The sequence below is a fragment of the Pseudomonas sp. NFACC39-1 genome, from assembly GCF_900110355.1.
Classification (GTDB): Bacteria; Pseudomonadota; Gammaproteobacteria; order Pseudomonadales; family Pseudomonadaceae; genus Aquipseudomonas; species Aquipseudomonas tehranensis.
Window position 1 is genome coordinate 362,307 of record NZ_FODL01000004.1, and the last position, 21,481, is coordinate 383,787.

Sequence of the window (21,481 nt, forward strand, 5' to 3'; positions counted from 1 at the left end):
ATCGCAGCCTTCGGCAGCTCCTACAGCAGGCGTTTGATGTCTGTCAGGCCGGTGTTTCAGCCATCGCCGCCTTGTAGATCGACTGCTTCGGCACAGCAAACACCCTTTCGAGCATCGGCTCGAAGAAACTCAACGGCAGGGTATCGTACTCGGCATCGAACGCCGCGGCGTCGTATCGGGCGCAGAAATCAATGGTCGCCTGGTATTGGGGATGCGCTTTGAATTGCTCGCGCAGGTGCCGGTCCATGCCCAGGTGGTGGAAGAAGTAATAGCCCTGGAATATCCCGTGTTTCTCCACCATCCACAGGTTTTCGGCGCTGACGAACGGCTTGAGGATGGCGGCGGCAATGTCCGGGTGGTTGTAGCTGCCCAAGGTGTCGCCGATGTCGTGAAGCAAGGCGCAGATCACATATTCCTCGTCCCGTCCGTCACGATAGGCGCGGGTGGCGGTTTGCAGGGAATGGGTCAGGCGATCCACCGGAAAACCGCCGAAATCGCCGTCCAGCAACTTCAAATGGGTCAGGATTCGACCCGGTAATTGCCGGGCATAGGTGCTGAAGTCGGCGGCGATGATTGCCCAGTCTTCCTCAGTACCGTCCTTCATGTGGGTAAAGCTCGCTTGAGAGTTCATGGGCAGTCCTTTGAGCGTGGCTAGAACGCAACCTTGCCCCGCAGCATGTCGCGGTACATGACAAAATCGCCGAGCAGGCTGTAGAACGGGTGCTGGAACGTGGCGGGACGGTTCTTTTCAAAGAAGAAATGCCCGACCCACGCAAAGCCGTAGCCGGCAATGGGCAAGACGATCAGCCACCAGGCGTTGCCGACGATCAGGGCCAGGGCGAAAATCAGGATGACCAGGGAGGTGCCGATAAAGTGCAAGCGCCGGCAGGTGCTGTTGCTGTGTTCGCTGAGGTAATAGGGATAGAACTCAGCGAACGTATTGAAGCGTCTGGTGTTTTCCACGACTGCGGGCTCTGTGGTTATTGTTCTGTTGATTCTGGGCGACCAACGGTTTGATTGAAGTCTAGAGCGATCACTTGCAACGACCAGTGACAATGGGCGCCACTTTAGTATCCTTCGCAAATCCAGCCGTACCCTGCGGCTCGTCATGCAAGTAAAACGTCATGAGCGAACGAACGACTTCTTCAAGCTGGGCGATGGGGATTGTCAAGGCACTGGAAATGGACGGCCTGGATTGTCGGATGCTGTTCAAACAGCTGGGGCTGGACTATGACGCGCTGGAAGATCCGGATGCACGTTTCCCCCAAGATTCGATGACCCGCCTCTGGCAACGAGCTGTGGAGTTGTCGGGCAACCCGGCCATCGCCTTGAACATGGGTAAAGTGGTGCGCCCGGCGTCGTTTCACGTGGTCGGGTATGCCTTGATGTCCAGCCGCACGCTGGTCGAGGGTTTTCAGCGGCTCGTGCGTTATCAGCGGATCATCGCTGAAAGCGCCGACCTGAGCTTTCGTCAGATGGAGGGGGGCTACGGATTGGTGCTGACAGTGCATGGTGATCACCTCCCGCCGACCCGTCAAAGCGCCGAGGCTTCCCTGGCCTGTGCGCTGGCCATGTGCAACTGGTTGACCGGACGCACCCTGCACCCGATGAAGGTGTTGTTCCAGGGCGCCGAACCGGTTGATCTGGCACCTTATCAGCAGGCGTTTCCCGCGCCGCTGGTATTCGGCGCGCCCTACGACGCGTTGATCTTCGAGCGTAGCGACATGGAGGCGCCGTTACCCACCGCCAACGAGGCCATGGCGCAGCTCCACGACCGGTTTGCCGGTGAATACCTGGCGCGTTTTTCCGAAAGCCGCGTGACCCACCAGACCCGCCAGGTATTATGCCGGCTACTGCCACGGGGCGAGCCTAAGCGTGACGTGGTGGCGCAGACGCTGCACCTGTCCCAGCGCACCTTGCAGCGACGCTTGCAGGAAGAGGGCACCAGTTTCCAGAGCCTGCTCGATGACACCCGCCGCGAACTGGCCGAACAGTACCTGGCGCAGCCGGCCCTGACCCTGCTGGAAATCGCCTATCTGCTGGGCTTCGCCGACCCGAGTAATTTTTTCCGGGCCTTTCGACGCTGGTTCGACACGACGCCCGGCGAATACCGGGCGCGGTCAAACGGCCAGGCCGGTCAGTGACGCCAGAACGCCGGGATACACAGCACGAACACGGTGATGATCTCCAGTCGGCCCAGTAGCATGCCAGCCGACAGAATCCATTTGGCCGCATCCGGCAGCGGGGCAAAATTGCCGGCCGGGCCGATGGTCTCGCCAAGCCCTGGGCCAACGCCGGACACGGTGCTGGCGGCGCCGGTCAGGGCTGTCATCCATTCCACCCCCAATAGCGAGAGCAGCAGGGCGATCACGCAGATGGTGATGGCGAAGAAGAACGAGAAGGTGAGAATCGAGCGCACGATTTCTTCGTCGAGGCGGTGGCCGTTGTACTTCTGTTTGATCACCGCGCGCGGGTGAATCAGTTGCTTGAGGTTGGCCCTGAGCAGGATGTAGGCGACCTGGAAGCGGAAGATCTTGATCCCGCCGGCCGTCGAGCCTGAACAGCCACCGATGAACCCCAGGTAAAAAAACAACATCAGCGAGAAATTGCCCCACAGGCTGTAGTCCCCCAGGGCGAAACCGGTGGTGGTGACGATCGACGTCACGTTCATCGCCACGTGCCGCAGGGCCTCCAGCCAGTGCAGGTCGGTAGTCGCCCAGTACCAGGTGCCCAGCACCACCCAGGTCACCAGCAGCACCGCCAGCAGGCCTTGGACCTGCTGGTCCTTGATCAGCGCCCGGCGATTGCCCCGCAGCGTCGAGACGTACAAGGCAAATGGCAGGCTACCGAGAATCATGATAACGATAATGACCCAGTGCACCGCCGGCTCGGTCCATTTGGCCAGGGATTTGTCCGACGTCGAGAAACCACCGGTGGAAATCGCCGACATTGCATGGTTGATGGCATCGAAGAGGCTCATCCCCGCCCACCACAGTGCGAGGGTGCCGAGAATGGTGATGCCCACATAGGACGCCACGATCAGCCGCGCCACCATGTGGGAGCGGGGCATGACTTTCTCCGAGCGGTCGGAGGATTCGGTCTGGAACAGCCGCATGCCACCGATGCGCAACAGTGGCAGGATCGCCACCGCCATCGCGATGAAGCCGATCCCGCCGAGCCAGTGCAACAACGACCGCCACATCAGGATGCCGGGGGACATGTTGTCCAGACCGCTCAGGACCGTGGCGCCGGTGGCGGTGATTCCGGACATGCTTTCGAAGAACGAGTCGGTATAGCTGATGTGCTGGGTAAGCAGGAACGGCAACGCGGCAAAGATACACACCACCAGCCAACTGCTGACGGTCAGCAGGTACATGTCCCTGGGGCGCAGATGCACGTGTTCCGGGCGTCCGGGCAGGACCAGGGCCAGGCCGGCGACAAAAGTGATCATGCTCGACCAGAGGAACGACGGGAGGTCGTTGGTGCGCTCGAAGATCAGCAAGGTGGCCATGGGCACGACCATGGAGATCGCCAGGGTGATCAGGAAGATGCCGATGATGAAACCAATGATCCGTAGGGTCGGCAACGCCATGAAGTCCGCTCGGGCTGAAAGGGAAGGGCGTCATTCTACCCGCGACAAGCGGCATGTAAACCGGCACCCGGTGGCGCGTGAGGCCAGTGGTCTGCGCAATGGACGTCTGGTCGCGGAATTTGAGCTAACGAACTCGCCGTACAAGCCACTAGAATAGCGGGACATTTTTTCAGGAGGTGGCCGATGCAGGCTCTCGACGCTTTGCTCAACCGTGTTTCCGTCCCGCGCCTGGTGGACCCGGCGCCTACCGCTGAACAGCGCGAGGTCATGTTCGCCGCTGCGATGCGGGCTCCGGATCATGGCCAGTTGCGGCCATGGCGTTTTCTGACGGTCGAAGGGCAGGCGCGTCATCGCATGGGCGAGCTCCTGGCCGAAGCGGCACGGTTCAATGATCCGCTGGTAGCCGAAGCGGTCGTGGAGAAAGCGCTCAACGGCCCGTTGCGCGCGCCGCTGGTCGTGGTGGTGATTGCACGGTTGCAGGACCATTTCAAAATCCCCAAGTCCGAACAAATGCTGGCGGCCGGCTGCGCGGCCCATGCAATCCTGTTGGCGGCGTATGCCCAAGGGGTGGGCGGAGTCTGGCGTACCGGTGAGCTGGCGTATTCACCTCATGTGGCCAAGGGGCTGGGCCTTGAGGACGGGGAAGAGGTGATCGGTTTTCTCTACCTGGGGACCCCGCAGAAAGAAGCGCGCACGGCGCCGAAGGCGGAAACGGCAGAGTTTGTCAGCGAGTGGACTGGCTTGTAGGAGCTGCCGAGCGAAGCGAGGCTGCGATCTTTCCCCATCCCCATTGAGTTCCGAGCGAAAGGTCAGGATCAAAAGATCGCAGCCTCGCTTCGCTCGGCAGCTCCTACATGTTACTTGCACACGTCAGCAATCGCCTCAGCCAGTAAATCCAGGCGCGTGGCATCAATGCCGGCCACGTTGGCCCGGCCTGTGCCGACCATGTACACGCTGTGACGTTCGCGCAGGTGCCTGACCTGTTCCGGCGTCAGGCCGGTGTAGGAAAACATCCCGCGTTGTACGCCGATATGGGCGAAGCGCTCACGCAAACCGTGGGGTTCGAGCGCTTCCAGCAGGCCGCTGCGCAACTGCGCAATGCGCAGGCGCATGGTCTGCACTTCGTCGGCCCACAGGCTTTTGAGATCCGGGTTGCCCAGAATCGTCGCCACGACGGCTGCGCCATGATCCGGCGGCGTCGACCACAGGTTGCGGGCGATGTTCGCCAGTTGGCTGCGGATGTCCACCAGTTTGTCGGCATCGCCGGCGCAGACGATCAGCGCGCCAGTGCGGTCGCGGTACAGGCCGAAGTTCTTAGAACAGGAACTGGTGATCAGGACTTCAGGCAAGCCTTGAGCAAACAGCCGCACGGCCCAGGCATCCTGCTCCAGCCCATCGCCGAAACCTTGATAAGCGAAGTCGATCAACGGCAGCAGGTTGCGGCTGCGCATCACCTCCAGTACCTGGCGCCATTGTTCCTGGGTCAGGTCGAAGCCGGTGGGGTTATGGCAGCAGGCATGCAGCAACACCACATCGCCCTTGGGTGCCTGGCTGAGGGTCGCCAGCATCGCGTCGAAATCCAGGCGATTGTCTGTGCCCACGTAGGGGTAATGACTGGTCTTGACCCCGGCAGTGGCGAAGATGGTTTCGTGAATCGGCCAGGTCGGGTTGCTCAACCATACGCCGCGGCCCGGCAGGCATTGGGCAATAAAGTCGGCACTCAGGCGCAGGGCGCCGGTGCCGCCCGGCGTCTGGGTAGCTCCGGCGCGATTGTCCTTGATCAGCGTCGAGTCGGCGCCCAGCACCAGTTCATTGATCAACTGGCCGAACGCGGCGTCGCCATGACCGCCGATGTAGGTCTTGGTGCTCTGGCGGTCCACCAGGCGCTGCTCGGCCTGTTTGACTGCCGCAAGAATCGGCGTCAGGCCTTGGGCGTCTTTATAGACGCCCACGCCCAGGTCGAACTTGCCCGGATTGCTGTCCGCCGCGTAAGCCTCCATCAGGCCGAGGATCGGATCGCCGGGCACCCGGCCGATGGCATCGAAATGCATTACTTGCGGCCCTCGGCGGTCTTGGCCACGTCATCGGTGCGGGCGGCCATGATGAAGTCATTGCGGTGCAAACCTTTGATGGAGTGGCTCCACCAGGTCACGGTGACTTTGCCCCATTCGGTGAGCAGGCCCGGGTGATGCCCTTCGGCCTCGGAGATTTCCCCGACGGCGTTGGTGAAGGCCAGGGCGTGCTTGAAGTTCTTGAACAGGAAGACTTTTTCCAGTTGCATCACGCCGTCGCGCACTTCGATGTTCCAGTCCGGGATCTGCTTGATCAGTACCGGCAGTTCTTCGTCGCTGACTTGTGGCGCGTCGGCGCGGCAGGCTTCGCAATGGGCTTGGTTCAGAGTGTTCATGGTGTGTTCCCGGATCGAATATTTGAAAAACGTCGATGCACTCACGCTAAAGCAAAGCCGCGTTGTGCAACAGACTCAATTGAGATTAAAAGACGCGGTTCACGCAGCTTTTGGCGGAAATTTCGGAGCGTGCAGGCCCAGTTCGCGACCGCGCTTGACCATGCCCATGATGTCTTCGTGGGCCAGGTCGAACAGTCGCTTGAGCTCGGGGAGCACGAAATACACCGGCTGCAGGATGTCGATGCGATACGGCGTGCGCATGGCTTCCAGCGGATCGAAGGCTTGATGCTCCGGCTCGTCCGACAGGCAGTAAACGGTTTCTTTGGGCGAAGACAGGATGCCACCACCGTAGATGCGTCGGCCTTGCGGGGTTTGCACCAGGCCGAACTCAATGGTCATCCAGTACAGGCGCGCCAGGTAGACGCGTTCTTCCTTGGAAGCCTGTAGGCCGAGTTTGCCGTAGGTGTGGGTAAATTCGGCAAACCAGGGGTTGGTCAGCAGCGGGCAGTGGCCAAATATCTCGTGGAAAATGTCCGGCTCTTGCAGGTAATCCAGTTCTTCGCGGGTACGAATAAACGTCGCGACTGGAAACTGCTTGCTGGCGAGCAATTCAAAAAAGGTCTGGAAGGGGATCAGCGCCGGTACCCGCGCCACTTGCCAACCGGTGGTTTCGCCCAACACCTTGTTGATTTCACCCAATTGCGGGATACGGTCGTGGGGCAGGCCCAGCTTGTCGATACCGTCCAGGTACTCCTGGCACGCACGGCCTTCGATGACTTTGAGCTGGCGGGTGATCAGCGTGTTCCACACCGCGTGTTCTTCGGCGGTGTAGTGGATAAAACCTTGCGCATCGGGCTCGCGGGCCACGTACTGCGTCTGCTTCATGCTGCTCTCCTGCTGATTTCCCTCTGGGGGACGGCTTGTTTGTTGTTATGTCCAGCGATGCATTAGAGATAACCCGAAGCAGGCGTCGGCGCAGCGACGAGACGCAGAGATCAGTCTCTGATAAAGGCCAATAACGTAAAGTTTTCGTTACGTATCGGCTGGCGTGGCGATGTTCTGGAGATTTTCGAGTGGGAATCGGCCTACAACTGTCACATAATCTTGACGACTATTTGCGCGCCACTGCAGAAATTCTTTGTGGCGAGGGCGCGTGCTCCCGCTGGGGCTGTGCCGTAGGAGCTGCCGAAGGCTGCGATCTTTTGGGACTCAAGTGTTTCGGAAAAGATCGCAGCCTCGCTTCGCTCGGCAGCTCCTACAAGCGGGAGCGAGTGCCCTCGCCACGAATTCCTAATACACATCGGGTCTTTTTATGCGCATCAAAGTCCATTGCCAGAACCGCATCGGCATCCTGCGGGACATTCTCAACTTGCTGGTGGAGTACGGCATCAACGTCGCCCGCGGGGAAGTGGGTGGTGAGCACGGCAATGCGATTTATCTGCACTGCCCGAATCTGATCAACATCCAGTTTCAGGCGCTACGTCCGAAGTTCGAAGGTATTGCCGGGGTGTTCGGCGTCAAGCGCGTCGGGTTGATGCCCAGTGAGCGCCGGCACATGGAGCTCAACGCGCTGCTCGGCGCCCTGGAATTTCCGGTGCTGTCCATCGACATGGCAGGCTCCATCGTCGCCGCCAACCGGGCAGCGGCGCAGTTGCTCGGGGTGCGAGTGGACGAAGTGCCAGGAATCCCCCTGTCCCGGTACGCCGAGGATTTTGACCTGCCGGAGCTGGTGCGGGCCAATCAGTCACGCATCAACGGCTTGCGAGTCAAGGTCAGGGGCGATGTGTTTCTGGCGGACATCGCGCCACTGCAATCGGAGCACGACGACAGCGAGGCCATGGCCGGTGCGGTGCTGACGCTGCATCGGGCGGACCGGGTCGGCGAGCGCATTTATAACGTGCGCAAGCAGGAGCTGCGCGGCTTTGACAGCATTTTCCAGAGTTCGAAGGTGATGGCTGCGGTGGTTCGCGAGGCCCGACGCATGGCGCCACTGGATGCGCCGCTGTTGATAGAGGGCGAAACCGGCACTGGCAAGGAGTTGCTGGCTCGCGCCTGTCACCTGGCGAGTCCGCGCGGGCAGTCTCCGTTGATGGCGCTCAATTGCGCGGGGTTGCCCGAGTCCATGGCCGAGACCGAACTGTTCGGCTATGGCCCCGGTGCTTTCGAGGGCGCCCGTGCCGAAGGCAAGCTCGGTTTGCTGGAGCTGACCGCCGGAGGCACGTTATTCCTCGACGGGGTGGGGGAAATGAGCCCGCGCCTGCAAGTGAAATTGCTGCGCTTTTTGCAGGACGGTTGCTTCCGTCGTGTCGGCAGCGATGAAGAGGTGTACCTGGATGTCAGGGTGATCTGTGCAACGCAGGTGGATTTGTCCGAACTCTGCGCCCGAGGGGAATTCCGTCAGGATCTGTACCACCGCTTGAACGTCCTTTCGCTGCACATCCCGCCCCTGCGCGAATGCCTCGACGGCTTGATGCCGCTGGTGGAACATTTTCTTGACCAGGCCAGTCGGCAGATTGGTTGTGCGCTACCGAAACTGGCCCCGGCGGCGATGGACCGTCTGAGCCACTATCACTGGCCAGGCAACGTTCGGCAGCTGGAAAACGTGCTGTTCCAGGCCGTTTCCCTGTGTGATGGCGCAACCGTGAAGGCCGAGCATATCCGTCTGCCGGACTACGGCGTGCGTCAGCCCCTGGGGGACTTTTCCCTGGAGGGCGGACTGGACGACATCGTCGGGCGATTCGAGAAAGCGGTGCTTGAGCGGCTGTATTCCGAACACCCCAGCAGCCGGCAACTGGGCAAGCGGCTGGGGGTTTCCCATACCACCATCGCCAATAAGTTGCGTGAGTATGAGGTTGGCAAAAAACCGGCTGAAGATCAAAACATGTAGGAGCTGCCGCAGGCTGCGATCTTTTGATCCCGATTTTCTCCGGTTGAGATCAAAAGATCGCAGCCTGCGGCAGCTCCTACAAGAGTCAGTGGTCTTAGCACGAGTTGCCGCCAAACGGCATGACATCGCCGGTTTTCCGTCTTCAGTGCCTTCTCCCAATTCCCTCCAGAACCCTTAAACCCTTTGTTTTAAGGGCTCGACGGCGCCAGAAAAAAGTTGGTCTGCAAATTGCTTAGTGCTCAGCAGTACAGCAGTGGACGGCAAACGTCCGGCATGCAGAGGAACGACAGTGGACAAGTACCTTTATGTGGCAATGACCGGCGCCAGCCAGAACGCACTGGCGCAGCGGGCCCATGCCAACAACCTGGCGAACATCTCCACCAACGGTTTTCAGAAGGACCTGGAGCAGGCTCGTTCGATGCCGGTGTTTGGCGACAGCTTTCCGGCGCGGGCATTTGCCATGTCCGAGCGTCCAGCCACCGACTTCACCCCTGGCGCGCTGGTGGAAACCGGCCGCGACCTCGACGTGGCAGTCAGCGGGCCGGGCTGGATGGCTGTGCAGAACCCTGAAGGCGGTGAAAGCTACGTGCGCACCGGCAGCCTCAACGTTGACGCCCTGGGCGTGCTGCGGGCCGGCAACGGTATGCCGGTAATGGGCAACGGTGGTCCGATCGCCGTGCCGCCAGAGCAGAAAATCGAAATCGGCCAGGACGGCACCATCAGCATCCGCGCCATGGGCGAAGGTCCGCGCGTGATGGCTGAAGTCGACCGCATCAAGCTGGTCAACCCGGATCTTCGCAACATGACCAAGGGCCTGGACGGCACCATCCGTACCAAGGACGGCCAGCCGGCTGTCATTGATGCCAACGTGCAGTTGGTGTCGGGTTTCCAGGAAGCGAGCAACGTCAATGCCGTGGACGAGATGACGTCGGTGCTGGCCTTGGCCAAGCAGTTCGAGCTTCACGTCAAGATGATGAACACCGCCAAAGAAGGCGACGAAGCCATGGCTCGGGTCTTGCAGATCTAATCATTAATTACAGCGTCGCGCCGAAAAACAGGCGTACGAGGAGAATCGAATGCTTCCGGCTCTTTGGGTTGCCAAAACAGGTCTGTCCGCCCAGGACACCAATCTTTCTACTATTTCCAACAACCTGGCGAACGTGTCGACCACGGGTTTCAAACGTGATCGTGCCGAGTTCCAGGACCTGCTGTACCAGGTCAAACGCCAGCCAGGCGCCCAATCGACCCAGGACAGCGAACTGCCGTCGGGCTTGCAAGTGGGTACCGGTGTGCGCATCGTCGGCACCCAGAAAAACTTCAACGCCGGCAGCCTGCAAACCACCGAGCAGCCGCTGGACATGGCGATCGACGGTCGCGGTTTCTTCCAGATTCTGCAGCCCGATGGCACCACGTCCTACACCCGTGACGGTACGTTCCACCTTGACTCCAATGGCCAGATTGTCAACGCCAGCGGGTTTGCGCTGGAACCGGCCATCATCATTCCGAATGATGCCCAAACGTTCACCGTGGGCCGCGACGGCACCGTGTCCATCACCGTGGCGGGCAACCCGGCCTCTCAGGTGATCGGCAACCTGCAGACTGCTGACTTCATCAACCCGGCCGGCCTGCAAGCGGCGGGTAACAACCTGTTCCTGGAAACCGCCGCCAGCGGCGCGCCACAAGTCGGTACGCCAGGCCTGAACGGCTTCGGTACCACGCTGCAGAACACCCTGGAAACGTCCAACGTGAGTACGGTGGAGGAGATGGTCAACATGATCACCACCCAGCGCGCCTACGAGATGAACTCCAAGGTGATTTCCACCGCCGACCAGATGCTTTCGTTCGTTACGCAGAATCTGTAATCACGTCTATAAGGCGGCCTGAGGTCGCCTGCAACACCAAGAGGTAGGGTCATGAATCGCTTCGTATCTGTTCTGGCACTGAGTGGGATTACCGCGCTCGCGGGCTGTGTCGCGCCAACGCCCAAGGCCAATGACCCGTATTACGCTCCGGTGTTGCCGCGCACACCGTTGCCGGCCGCCGCCAACAATGGTTCGATCTACCAGGCCGGTTTTGAGCAGAACCTGTACAGCGACCGCAAGGCTTTCCGGGTCGGGGATATCATCACCATCACCTTGAACGAGCGGACCCAGGCCAGCAAGAACGCCAACTCGCAGATCGACAAGACCAGCGAGACCAGCGTCGGCCTGACGTCGTTGTTCGGCTCCAGCCTGACCACCAACAATCCCATCGGTGGCGGGGACCTGAGCCTCAACGCCGGTTATGGCTCCGACCGGGCTACCAAGGGTGACAGCAAGTCTGGCCAGAGCAACAGCTTGACCGGCTCGATCACGGTGACCGTCGCCGATGTGTTGCCCAATGGCATCATCGTTGTGCGGGGCGAGAAGTGGCTGACCCTCAACACCGGTGACGAACTGGTGCGTATCGCCGGCATGGTTCGCGCCGATGATATCGCTACCGACAACACCGTATCGTCGACCCGTGTAGCCGACGCACGTATTACCTACTCGGGCACCGGTGCCTTTGCCGATGCGAGTCAGCCAGGCTGGTTCGACCGTTTCTTCCTCAGCCCGAAGTTCCCTTTCTAGGTGGCCCAGTTGAATCTCAAGCGGTTGAATCTCAAGCAGCTGTTGATGGGCGCGTTGCTGATGACGGCGGCCTTCACCGCTCAGGCCGAGCGTCTGAAGGACATCGCCAGCATTTCCGGCGTGCGTTCCAACCAGTTGATCGGTTATGGCTTGGTCGTGGGTCTGAACGGCACGGGTGACCAGACCACCCAGACCCCGTTCACCCTGCAAACCTTCAACAACATGCTGTCGCAGTTCGGTATCAAGGTGCCGGCGGGGTCGGGCAACGTGCAGTTGAAAAACGTCGCGGCGGTGTCGGTCAGTGCCGACCTGCCGGCGTTCGCCAAGCCCGGGCAACAGGTGGATATCACTGTTTCGTCCATCGGTAACTCCAAGAGCCTGCGCGGCGGCACCCTGCTGCTGACGCCGCTCAAGGGTATCGACGGCAACGTCTACGCCGTCGCCCAGGGTAACCTGGTGGTGGGCGGCTTTGACGCCGAGGGGCGCGATGGTTCGAAGATCACCGTCAACGTTCCGTCGGCTGGCCGCATTCCTGGCGGTGCGTCGGTGGAACGTGCGGTACCGAGCGGTTTCAACCAGGGCAACAGCCTGACCCTGAACCTCAACCGTTACGACTTCACTACCGCCAAGCGCATCGTCGACAAGATCAACGACATGCTTGGCCCAGGCGTGGCCCAGGCCATCGACGGTGGTTCGGTGCGCGTCACTGCACCGCTGGATCCGAGTCAGCGGGTCGACTATTTGTCGATCCTGGAAAACCTTGAAGTCGATCCGGGCCAGGCGGTGGCGAAAGTCATCATCAACTCGCGCACCGGTACCATTGTGATCGGCCAGAACGTCAAGGTTTCACCCGCTGCGGTGACCCACGGCAGCCTGACCGTAACCATTACCGAAGACCCGATCGTCAGCCAGCCTGGACCATTGTCCAATGGCCAGACCGCCGTGGTGCCCCGTTCGCGGGTCAATGCCGAGCAGGAAGCCAAGCCGATGTTCAAGTTCGGCCCGGGCACTACCCTGGATGAAATTGTCCGGGCGGTGAACCAGGTCGGCGCGGCGCCGGGCGACTTGATGGCGATTCTCGAAGCCTTGAAGCAGGCCGGCGCGTTGCAAGCCGACCTGATCGTGATTTAAGGAACGAGCCATGGATATGCGCAAGGGCGCTTTGATCAGCGGGGATTCGGGTTCCTACTCGGACCTCAATCGCCTGAACCAGCTCAAGGTCGGCGACAAGAACAGTGACGGCAACCTGCGCAAAGTGGCGCAGGAATTCGAGTCGTTGTTCATCGGTGAAATGCTCAAGTCCATGCGCGCGGCCACCGAGTCGATGGGCAAGGACAACCCGCTCAATACCGCTGAAGCCAAGCAGTACCAGGAAATGTACGACCAGCAGTTGGCCGTTTCCATGTCTCGCGAGGGCGGTGGTATCGGCTTGGCCGACGTGCTGCTGCGCCAGATGTCCAAGAACAAACCCCTGGTGTCAGGCGAGGCGGCAACACTGGCGGCCGGCAAGCAGGAGCAAGCGTTGGACGAGGCCGTCAAGGCCCCGGTGCCGACGCCCATTGCCGCCGGAACATTACCCGACGGGCCATTGTCGCGCTCCAACGGCCAGCGTCCGTTGTGGGCTTCGCGGGCCGTGAGTGCGCCGCAAGGGGCGGGCGAGGGCGTTCATCGCAACGACATGGAATTGCTCAACCAGCGCCGCCTGGCCTTGCCGCCGAAACTGGCCGACCGTCTGCTTGCCGGGCTGGTGCCTTCGGCTGCCGCAGCGCCTGACGTCAAGGCGCAGAACATATTGCCGGATCGTGCCATCACCGCCGTCAAGCCTGCCACCGGCGAACTGGCCAATGGCGACTGGCTGGCCGCGCTCAAGGCAGCAGAACCGAGCGGATCGATGCAGGTGTACGGTCGCGCCGTGGCGCAGCCACCCCTGGCTCCTGCTCGCAAGGCCTTCCGCGATGCTGATGAGTTCGTCGATGCCATGCTGCCAATGGCCAAGGAAGCCGCAGACCGTATCGGCGTAGACCCGCGTTATCTGGTGGCCCAGGCGGCCCTGGAAACCGGCTGGGGCAAGTCGGTCATGCGTCAGCCCGATGGCAGTAGCAGCCACAACCTGTTCGGTATCAAGGCCAGCAAGAACTGGACGGGCGATTCGGCGCGGGCGATCACCAGCGAATTCCGCAATGGCGAGATGGTCAAGGAGACGGCCCAGTTCCGTTCCTACGCCTCGTATCGCGACAGCTTCCATGATCTGGTCAATCTGCTGCAAAGCAACAGTCGCTATCAAGATGTACTGAAGTCGGCCGATAACCCGGAACAGTTTGTGCGTGAGTTGCAGAAGGCCGGTTACGCCACCGACCCGAACTACGCCAGCAAGATTTCGAATATAGCCCGGCAGATGACCAGTTACCAAAACTACGCTTCGGCTGGCGCCACTACGACTTTATAAGGTCTGAACCATGAGTTTGCTCAACATCGGGATGTCGGGTCTGTCCGCAAGTCAGACCTCATTGGTGACCACGGGTAACAACATTGCCAACGTTGATACCGCCGGTTATTCGCGTCAGCAGACCGTGCAGACCACCAAGGCATCCAATCAATACGGCAACGTTTTCATCGGCTCCGGCACCACCCTGGCCGATGTGCGCCGGGTCTATAATTCCTACCTTGAAGCGCAGTTGAAGACCACGACCTCGCTCAACAGCGATGCGGCGGCCTATCAAGGGCAGATCACCCCGCTCGACTCCCTGCTCTCGGACAGTGGCACCGGTCTTAACGGCGCCCTGACCAAGTTTTTCGCGTCGGTGCAGAACGTCAACGCCAAGCCGGGTGATGATGCGTCCCGTCAGTTGTTGCTCAGCGATGCCCAGGCCCTGAGCAACCGTTTCAATTCGGTCGCCAGCCAGTTGACGGAGCAGAACCAGAACATCAACGGCAACCTGTCGAGCATGGTCGATCAGGTCAACAAACTGGCCACCACCGTTGCTCAGTTGAACAAGAAGATCGCCGAAGTCTCCAACTCCGGCGGGGCTCCCAACGATCTGCTCGATGCTCGCAACCAGACCATTCTCCAGCTTTCGGCGTTCACCGGTACTCAGGTCGTGGAGAACGGCAGCAGCCTGGACATCTACCTGGGTTCCGGCCAGCCGCTGGTGATGGGCAATACCGTCAATACCCTGCAAACCGTGCCGGACAAGAACGATCCGGGGCGCCTGGGGATCCAACTCAATAGCGGCTCCAGTGTCATGGACCTCACCCAGGTACTCACCGGTGGCGAGATCGGCGGCCTGATGCGCTATCGCAGCACCGTGCTCGACCCGGCCATGAATGAGTTGGGCCGCGTGGCCCTGGTGGTCGCCGACCAGATGAACGCGATCCAGGCCTCCGGCATCGACAAGAACGGCGCCTTCGGTTCCAACCTGTTCACCAACATCAACAGTGCCGCGCAGATGAGCCAGCGCAGCATTGCCGCGCTGGACAACAGCGCCGGTTCCGGCAACTTCAACGTGGCCATCAAAGACACCGGCGCGCTGACCACCAACGATTACAAGGTGACGTTCACCAGCGGCACCGACTACACGGTCCAGCGCCTGCCCGACGGCACTTCGATGGGGTCGTTCAATACCGCAACGACGCCGCCGCCGGTGATCGACGGTTTCTCGATGACCTTCGCCAATGGCACCGCTGCCGCTGGTGATTCGTTCAAGATCACCCCGACCCGCAACGCAGCGACCAGTATCAAGACCGAGATGACCGACTCCAAGCGGCTGGCGATTGCCGCCCCGCTGGGCGCCGCCATCGTGCCGGGCGGCAGCGGTACGCTGACCATTCCGGCCAGCGGCCAGCCGGCCATGACGTCGCAGCTGGATATCTATGACGAAGCCACCACCACCATCATCCAGAACGGCATCAAGACCTCGATGCCAGTCAAGGTGGTCTTCGGTGCGACGTCCGCCGACGGCACCAGCCAGGCTTATCAGTTGCTCGATGCCACGGGCGTCGAGATCAGCAATGGCACGATCAAGCCCGGCCAGAGCAATACCTTGAACCTGAGCGTTCCGCTCAAGGATGCCAGCGGCAACCCGATCATGGATTCTTCCGCACCGCCGGTGCAGCGTACCGTCACCTTCGACATGTCGATTGCGGGCGCGCCGTCCAACGGTGCCGCGATCGATGTGAGCGTCAGCCAGGCCGGCACCCTGGACAACCGTAACGGTACTGTCCTGGCCGGTTTGCAGACCGCCAAGACCGTGGACACCGGTTCCGCCAGCAAGGGTATTTCCCTGGGCGATGCCTACGGCAAGCTGGTGGAAGGAGTCGGCTCCAAGGCCGCTCAAGGCAAGCTCGACAGCGCCGCGACCGGTGCGATCCTGGATAACGCCAAAGGCGCTCGCGACTCGCTGTCGGGCGTGGACCTGGACGAGGAAACCGGCAACCTGGTCAAGTATCAGCAGTACTACACCGCGTCTTCGCAGATCATCAAGGCTGCGCAGGAAATCTTCAGCACATTGATCAACAGTCTTTAAGGAGTCGTAGCCCATGCGAATTTCTACCGCCCAGTTTTACGAATCCACGGCTGCGAACTATCAGAAAAACTTCGCCAATGTGGTCAAGACCAGCGAAGAGGCCAGCAGCCTGGTGCGCGTGAATACCGCCGCCGATGATCCGGTGGGGGCTTCGCGTCTACTGCAACTGGGCACACAAGCCTCGATGCTGGCTCAGTACGAAACCAACGCCAATACGATCAAGGCCACCCTGGGCACCACCGAAGCGGTGATGACCAGCATTGGCAACGTGCTGCAGCGCGCCAAGGAATTGGCCGTCGGTGCCGGCAACGCTGGCTACACCGACGCCGACCGCCAGGCCAACGCCTCGGAGCTGGCGCAGATCGAAGAGCAGTTGCTCAGCCTGATGAACAGCAAGGACGAAAACGGCAAGTACATTTTCGCCGGCTCCAAGGGCGACACCATCCCGTTCACCCGCAACACTGATGGCAGCTACAGCTACAACGGTGATCAGGTGACCCTCGACCTGCCAGTCGGCGACACCATGTCGATGGCCACCAACAGCACCGGCTGGGAAGTGTTCCAGCAGGCCGTCAACACCAGTCGCAGCCAGGTCACCATGACCGCGCCGGCGGTGAATGATGGTCGTGTAGTGCTGTCCGACGGTCAGGTCTCGTCCAGTGTCAGCTACAACAGCAAATTCCGCAGCGGCGAGCCGTATACCGTTGAATTCACCAGTGGCACGCAACTGAGAATCACCGACTCCGGCGGCAACGACGTCACCGCCGAAGCCAGCCAGGGCGGTGCTTTTGACCCCACCAGCAAAAGCGGTCAGGCAGTGCAGTTCCGTGGTCTGGAACTGACCTTGAACATCAATCTGCAAACCGGTGATGATGCCAATACCGTGTTGCCAGGCCATACCTTCACTCTGGCCGCCAAGCCGGACACCTTTGTCGCGACCCGTAGCCCGGGCAACCCGACCGCCGTCCAGGTCACGGGGAGCGAGATCACCGACCCGGTGGCGTATCACGCCAGTTTCCCTACCGGCTCGGCGGTATTGAAATTCACCAGCGCCACCGATTTCGATCTGTACGCCGCGCCGTTGACCGCCAACAGTCAACCAGTGTCCAGCGGCACCCTGGCCGGCAACGTGGCCACCGCCTCTGGCGTGAGCTTCACCCTGAACGGTACGCCCGGTGCGGACGATCAGTTCAGCATCGCGGTCAACACTCACGAAACCCAGAACATTCTGGACACCGTGAACCAGTTGAAAACCGCGTTGAGCACGCCGACCAACAACGATCCGATTGCGCTGCAAAAGCTACAGGCTTCGCTGGCCTCTGGTATCGGCAACCTGGCCAGCGGCACCGATCAGTTGTCCAGCGCCTTGAGTTCGGTAGGTGGGCGTGGTCAGGCTCTGGAAACCCAAAGCGACACGAACCAGAGCCTGTTGTTGGCCAATACCCAGACCCAATCGTCGATTCGTGATTCCGATGCGGCCGAAGTGATGACTCGCCTGACCTTGCAGCAGACCATGTTGCAGGCTTCGCAACTGGCTTTCAGCAAGATCACCCAACTGGGCCTGTTCAACAAGATCTGAGCCGGTATCGACCGAGCCGCCAACCGTCTTTTTTTAAGCGGTTCTGGGGCGCTGGCCTGAAAAGGCCGGCGCCCGCCGCTCGAGAGTTTTCGCCGTGAAACCATTGCCCCTCGTCAGTATTGTCATTCCTGCGTACAACCCCCGGTTCTTCGATCAGGCACTACTCAGTGCCCTGGCCCAGACTTACGAACAGATCGAAATCGTTGTTTGCGACGATTCGTCAGGCGATGAAATTCGCCAGATTGTCGACTCCTTCGCCGAACCGTCCCATCCGATCCGCTATCTGCGAAATCCGCAGCGACTGGGGCTTCAGGGCAACCTGTTGCGCTGTGTCGAGGAGGCCAGGGGCGAGTTCATCAAAGTGCTGTGCGACGATGATCGGCTGTTTGCGCCGAGCATTGCCATGCAGGCCCAGGCGTTGATGGATCATGCTGACGTCAGCGTTGTGTTCGCGCTTCGGTTGTTGTGTGACGCAGGTAACTTCATCCTGCCACCCCGTGTGGACAATTGCCGCTTCTCGCCCAACGATGCCCTGCTCAAGGGCGACGATATGCTGGCGATTTTCGAGAGCACGCTGACCAATTTCGTTGGTAATTTCAGTTCCGCGCTGATGCGCCGGGCCGATGTGCTGGAATTGCTGCCGGCGCTCCTTCAGGACGGTGCCGGTTTTGTCGCTTTGCTCGACTTTGCTTTGTTCGTCTGCCTGATGCGTCGTGGCAACTTGATTGCCTTGAATACCGTGTTGAGTGTCGAGCGACTGTACCCGGAGCGTTTGAGCAAGACTCCGGAAATGCTCAAGGCCGCGAAGGCAGAAGGGGGGTGGCTGGCGCAAATGCTTGTTGCGCGCAGCGGCGAAGCGGCTCCGGCCTCGGGTTGGGTGCGCTGCATCGATTTGAACAAAATCACTGACCAGCCTCATGCCTGGCAGGAACTCTGCGTAACCCGCGTGCTGGGCAACCGCAATACCGTCGTCAATGGTCGGGTAGGTGCGCAAAGTGAGAGCTACGCCGACTTTTACCGCGAGTGGCTGAGCGTCCGCCAGTTCAGCGAGGTTGAGCGGCGTGTCATGCCGGCGCGTATCGATAGCTGGTCGTTTCAGCCGAACATCGTGCCTGTGATCATCGATGCTCTTGGCGATGCGACGTCGCTTGCGGCGACGTTGCGTAGCATCAAGGGCCAACTGTATCGCGCCCAGGCCGTGGTGGTGCTTTCCGATGCGCATTGCGAGGTCGACGAGCGAGTGCTGCAGTTGCCTTATCAGGCCGATTGGCAGCGTCAGCTCAATGCCATCATTCCACAGCTGGAAGGCGCGCACTGGTTTTACCTGCTGCGAGCGGGCGACGTTTTGCGCGATTCGGCATTGCTGATCCTGGCCGAGCGCGTGGCCGGGAGGCAGGGCATCCTTTGCGTCTACAGTGATGAAGGTGCGTTGGTGGACGGGGAGTCCTTCGAGCCGGTATTCAAGCCGGACTTCAACCTGGACCTGATGCGGGCCTATCCTTATGTCGGCCGGACCTTGGCTTTCGAGCGTGAGCGGTTCATGACCGCAGGCGGCTTCGAGCCGGCCCAGGGTGAACTGGCGCCCCACGATCTGCTCTGGCGCCTGGTGGAAGAGGCCGGCCCTCAGACCATCGAACACATTCCGGAAATCCAAGTCGAGTCGGCCCTAAGCTTCGCCCAATGGTTGTCGCTGCCCGAGGTCATCGAAGGCAATGCCCGGTTGGTTGGCGCGCATCTGGATCGTATCGGCATCGAACACAAGATTTCACCGGATACGATGCCGTTGATCAATCGCATCACCTATCGACACGGTGCGCGTCCGCTGGTGTCGATTATCGTGCGTACCGGTGACTCGCTTGCGGCGTTGCAACACTGCACCGAAAGCCTGATCGAGCGTACTGCCTATACCCATTATGAAATCCTGATCGTCGACAGCGGCGTCCAGGATCCGGCCATGCTCGACTGGCTGGCGAACATGGCTCAGTTGGGGGCGAGCATGCTGCGGGTGCTGCGTCATGTCGGCGAGGCCAATGACGCTGCTGTGCGTAATTTTGCCGCCAGCCAAGCCCGTGGTGAATACTTGCTGCTGTTCAGTGCGCACATGATCGTTCGCGATAATGATTGGCTGGACGAGATGATCAATCATGCCCAGCGGCCTGAGGTCGCGGTGGTAGGTGCCAGGATCCTCAGCCCTCAAGGCGCCCTTGTTGGCGGCGGGCAAATTCTCGGGTTGGCCGGGCCGGTGGGGACGCCGTTCTACGGTGAGTCAGCGGCTTCCCGGGGCTATATGCAACGTTTGCACACGACCCAGAACTGGAGCTCGGTGAGCAGCGACTGCCTGATGGTGCGCAAGCAGGTTTTCGATGAACTCGGCTACCTGGACGAAGCGTGCTTTACCCTCGGCCTCAGCGATGTCGACCTGTGCTTGCGCGCTGGCCAGCACGGCTATCTGGTGGTTTGGACGCCTTACGCCACCTTGATGAAAGTCGACCCTCAATCAAGCGTTGTCCGGCTCGATGAAACCACGTTAATGGAGCGCGAACACGAAATCTTCTCTCGTAGGTGGTTACCGCAGATTGCCCGGGATCCTGCCTACAATCCTGCGCTGAGCCTGGGAGCATCGAGCTTCAGCCTGGAGCCTTCGCTGCGCAACAACTGGAATCCGTTCTACACCCGTGCGTTGCCACTGGTGCTTGGCTTGCCGGTCAACGCCACCGCGGTCGGCCATTATCGTGTCACGGCTCCGTTGGCCGAATTGGAGGCTGCGGGACGGGTGATTGCCCGAGTCGCCTACGAGTCGCCTTCGACCGTAGAAGTCGAGCGCTTGTCGCCGGATACGATCGTCTTGCAGGGGCGCTACAGTGAAGGTGCCGCTGGCGATATCCTGAGGATGAAGAAGTATTCCAATGCCCTGCGGATCTTCGAGCTTGACGATTACGTCGTCAATGCGCCCAAGAAAAACACTCATGCGCGCAACAAGCCGGTCAATATCGAGCAGATGCTGCGCGAAGGGATCGGATTGTGTGATCGCGTTGTGGTGACGACGCCGTCGCTCGCTGATGCGTTGTCCAGCATGCACCATGAGATCCGTATCGTGCCCAACATGCTGCCGCCCAAGCCATGGAGTCGGTTGACCAGTCGTCGCGGTACGTCCTCCAAGCCTCGGGTGGGTTGGGGAGGAGGGACAAGTCACAGCGGCGACCTGGAGATCATTGCGGACGTGGTTCGCGAGCTGGCAGACGAGGTGGAGTGGGTCTTCTTTGGTATGTGTCCGGATGCGCTGCGGCCGTACATCCATGAATTCCACCGGTCGGTTGCCTTGAGCACTTATCCTTCCAAATTGGCCAGCCTGAACCTGGACCTGGCCCTGGCTCCGCTGGAATTCCATATCTTCAACGACTGCAAGAGCAACCTGCGCTTGCTGGAATACGGCGCCTGCGGTTACCCGGTAATCTGCACCGATACCAAGGCTTACGACGGCTTCCTGCCGTGTACCAAGGTACGCAGCAACAGCACCGAGGAATGGATCGCGGCAATCCGCATGCACCTGGCCGACCCTGACGCCAGCTACCGCATGGGCGATGAACTGCGCGAAGCAGTGCTTCGTGATTTCATGCTCAGTGGCGACAACTTGCAGCATTGGTTGTGGGGCTGGTTGCCGGACTGAGCATGAGCTGTTTGAGCCGGAAGGTCTGTGGCGAGGGATAAAACCCCCTCGCCACAAAGATCAGTATTCATCCCTGTTTTGATTCAAATCCCCTCCAGCGAGCTGGCGCGTTTCCTGCAAGCCCCCCTCATATCGCCATAAAACGAGCGCTTGCGGCATACCGCGGCGCCCGGATCGGCATCGAAGGTGTAATCCCCGCGCCCGCAAAGCGAAACAA

The 21,481-nt window shown here is 60.5% G+C and carries 16 protein-coding genes and 1 pseudogene; 11 read left to right on the forward strand and 6 right to left on the reverse strand.

What is annotated here, in order from left to right; genetic code table 11:
* Positions 1 to 43: 43 nt before the first annotated feature.
* Both BMY45_RS11070 and BMY45_RS11075 read right to left on the reverse strand, forming a co-directional pair.
* Positions 44 to 631, reverse strand: a complete 588-nt coding sequence (locus tag BMY45_RS11070) for an HD domain-containing protein (RefSeq protein ID WP_092397481.1) — start codon at positions 629 to 631, stop codon at positions 44 to 46.
* Between the two features lie 20 nt (positions 632 to 651).
* Positions 652 to 963 (reverse strand): Mpo1-like protein, encoded by a 312-nt coding sequence (locus BMY45_RS11075; RefSeq protein ID WP_092397483.1) that lies wholly within the window; start codon positions 961 to 963, stop codon positions 652 to 654.
* A gap of 161 nt (positions 964 to 1,124) precedes the next feature.
* On the opposite strand from BMY45_RS11075, the pseudogene BMY45_RS11080 reads away from it, so the two are divergent.
* A pseudogene (locus tag BMY45_RS11080) lies at positions 1,125 to 2,181 on the forward strand (AraC family transcriptional regulator).
* Here the strand turns inward: BMY45_RS11080 and BMY45_RS11085 are convergent.
* Positions 2,138 to 3,592 (reverse strand): TrkH family potassium uptake protein, encoded by a 1,455-nt coding sequence (locus BMY45_RS11085; protein ID WP_092397485.1) that lies wholly within the window; start codon positions 3,590 to 3,592, stop codon positions 2,138 to 2,140. The pseudogene BMY45_RS11080 and the gene BMY45_RS11085 sit on opposite strands and share 44 nt — an antisense overlap.
* A 183-nt stretch (positions 3,593 to 3,775) precedes the next feature.
* On the opposite strand from BMY45_RS11085, the gene BMY45_RS11090 reads away from it, so the two are divergent.
* Positions 3,776 to 4,339 (forward strand): NAD(P)H nitroreductase, encoded by a 564-nt coding sequence (locus tag BMY45_RS11090; protein ID WP_092397487.1) that lies wholly within the window; start codon positions 3,776 to 3,778, stop codon positions 4,337 to 4,339.
* Positions 4,340 to 4,449: 110 nt separating this feature from the next.
* Here the strand turns inward: BMY45_RS11090 and BMY45_RS11095 are convergent, their stop codons facing one another.
* The 3 genes from BMY45_RS11095 to phhA form a co-directional block, all read right to left on the reverse strand.
* Positions 4,450 to 5,643 (reverse strand): amino acid aminotransferase, encoded by a 1,194-nt coding sequence (locus BMY45_RS11095; protein WP_092397489.1) that lies wholly within the window; start codon positions 5,641 to 5,643, stop codon positions 4,450 to 4,452.
* Positions 5,643 to 5,999: a 4a-hydroxytetrahydrobiopterin dehydratase gene (locus tag BMY45_RS11100; RefSeq protein ID WP_003184087.1), complete on the reverse strand. Its 357-nt coding sequence runs from the start codon at positions 5,997 to 5,999 to the stop codon at positions 5,643 to 5,645. Before BMY45_RS11100 ends, BMY45_RS11095 begins: the two co-directional genes overlap by 1 nt.
* A gap of 99 nt (positions 6,000 to 6,098) precedes the next feature.
* The gene (gene phhA, locus BMY45_RS11105; RefSeq protein ID WP_047226214.1) at positions 6,099 to 6,884 is read right to left on the reverse strand and encodes a phenylalanine 4-monooxygenase; all 786 of its coding nucleotides are present in this window, start codon (positions 6,882 to 6,884) and stop codon (positions 6,099 to 6,101) included.
* Between the two features lie 427 nt (positions 6,885 to 7,311).
* Here phhA and BMY45_RS11110 point away from each other — a divergent pair, with 427 nt between their 5' ends.
* From BMY45_RS11110 to BMY45_RS11150, 9 genes are all read left to right on the forward strand, one after another.
* Positions 7,312 to 8,886, forward strand: coding sequence for a sigma-54-dependent transcriptional regulator (locus BMY45_RS11110; protein ID WP_092397491.1), 1,575 nt, complete (start codon positions 7,312 to 7,314; stop codon positions 8,884 to 8,886).
* A gap of 289 nt (positions 8,887 to 9,175) precedes the next feature.
* Positions 9,176 to 9,913, forward strand: coding sequence for a flagellar basal body rod protein FlgF (locus BMY45_RS11115; protein ID WP_047226216.1), 738 nt, complete (start codon positions 9,176 to 9,178; stop codon positions 9,911 to 9,913).
* 49 nt (positions 9,914 to 9,962) lie between these two features.
* The gene (gene flgG / locus BMY45_RS11120; protein ID WP_092397493.1) at positions 9,963 to 10,748 is read left to right on the forward strand and encodes a flagellar basal-body rod protein FlgG; all 786 of its coding nucleotides are present in this window, start codon (positions 9,963 to 9,965) and stop codon (positions 10,746 to 10,748) included.
* A 51-nt stretch (positions 10,749 to 10,799) separates the two neighbouring features.
* The gene (gene flgH, locus BMY45_RS11125; RefSeq protein ID WP_092397495.1) at positions 10,800 to 11,495 is read left to right on the forward strand and encodes a flagellar basal body L-ring protein FlgH; all 696 of its coding nucleotides are present in this window, start codon (positions 10,800 to 10,802) and stop codon (positions 11,493 to 11,495) included.
* 45 nt (positions 11,496 to 11,540) lie between these two features.
* Positions 11,541 to 12,626, forward strand: a complete 1,086-nt coding sequence (locus BMY45_RS11130) for a flagellar basal body P-ring protein FlgI (RefSeq protein WP_177193342.1) — start codon at positions 11,541 to 11,543, stop codon at positions 12,624 to 12,626.
* A gap of 10 nt (positions 12,627 to 12,636) precedes the next feature.
* On the forward strand, positions 12,637 to 13,941 hold the full coding sequence (gene flgJ, locus BMY45_RS11135; RefSeq protein ID WP_092397497.1) for a flagellar assembly peptidoglycan hydrolase FlgJ: 1,305 nt from the start codon (positions 12,637 to 12,639) through the stop codon (positions 13,939 to 13,941).
* 10 nt (positions 13,942 to 13,951) lie between these two features.
* Entirely contained in the window at positions 13,952 to 16,018 is a 2,067-nt protein-coding gene (flgK, locus tag BMY45_RS11140; protein WP_092397499.1) for a flagellar hook-associated protein FlgK, read from the forward strand.
* 13 nt (positions 16,019 to 16,031) lie between these two features.
* Positions 16,032 to 17,597 carry a flagellar hook-associated protein 3 gene (locus BMY45_RS11145; RefSeq protein WP_092397501.1) on the forward strand — a complete coding sequence of 522 codons (1,566 nt, stop codon included), beginning with the start codon at positions 16,032 to 16,034 and terminating at the stop codon, positions 17,595 to 17,597.
* A gap of 94 nt (positions 17,598 to 17,691) precedes the next feature.
* Positions 17,692 to 21,264, forward strand: coding sequence for a glycosyltransferase (locus BMY45_RS11150; RefSeq protein ID WP_092397503.1), 3,573 nt, complete (start codon positions 17,692 to 17,694; stop codon positions 21,262 to 21,264).
* Positions 21,265 to 21,481: the final 217 nt, after the last annotated feature.

Excerpts from the sequence above, each read along its gene's own strand:
- BMY45_RS11070 (WP_092397481.1), bottom strand. The coding sequence starts at position 631 with ATGAACTCTCAAGCGAGCTTTACCCACATGAAGGACGGTACTGAGGAA.
- BMY45_RS11085 (WP_092397485.1), bottom strand. The coding sequence starts at position 3,592 with ATGGCGTTGCCGACCCTACGGATCATTGGTTTCATCATCGGCATCTTC.
- BMY45_RS11090 (WP_092397487.1), top strand. The coding sequence starts at position 3,776 with ATGCAGGCTCTCGACGCTTTGCTCAACCGTGTTTCCGTCCCGCGCCTG.
- BMY45_RS11095 (WP_092397489.1), bottom strand. The coding sequence starts at position 5,643 with ATGCATTTCGATGCCATCGGCCGGGTGCCCGGCGATCCGATCCTCGGC.
- BMY45_RS11100 (WP_003184087.1), bottom strand. The coding sequence starts at position 5,999 with ATGAACACTCTGAACCAAGCCCATTGCGAAGCCTGCCGCGCCGACGCG.
- phhA (WP_047226214.1), bottom strand. The coding sequence starts at position 6,884 with ATGAAGCAGACGCAGTACGTGGCCCGCGAGCCCGATGCGCAAGGTTTT.
- BMY45_RS11110 (WP_092397491.1), top strand. The coding sequence starts at position 7,312 with ATGCGCATCAAAGTCCATTGCCAGAACCGCATCGGCATCCTGCGGGAC.
- flgG (WP_092397493.1), top strand. The coding sequence starts at position 9,963 with ATGCTTCCGGCTCTTTGGGTTGCCAAAACAGGTCTGTCCGCCCAGGAC.
- flgH (WP_092397495.1), top strand. The coding sequence starts at position 10,800 with ATGAATCGCTTCGTATCTGTTCTGGCACTGAGTGGGATTACCGCGCTC.
- BMY45_RS11130 (WP_177193342.1), top strand. The coding sequence starts at position 11,541 with ATGGGCGCGTTGCTGATGACGGCGGCCTTCACCGCTCAGGCCGAGCGT.
- flgJ (WP_092397497.1), top strand. The coding sequence starts at position 12,637 with ATGGATATGCGCAAGGGCGCTTTGATCAGCGGGGATTCGGGTTCCTAC.
- flgK (WP_092397499.1), top strand. The coding sequence starts at position 13,952 with ATGAGTTTGCTCAACATCGGGATGTCGGGTCTGTCCGCAAGTCAGACC.
- BMY45_RS11145 (WP_092397501.1), top strand. The coding sequence starts at position 16,032 with ATGCGAATTTCTACCGCCCAGTTTTACGAATCCACGGCTGCGAACTAT.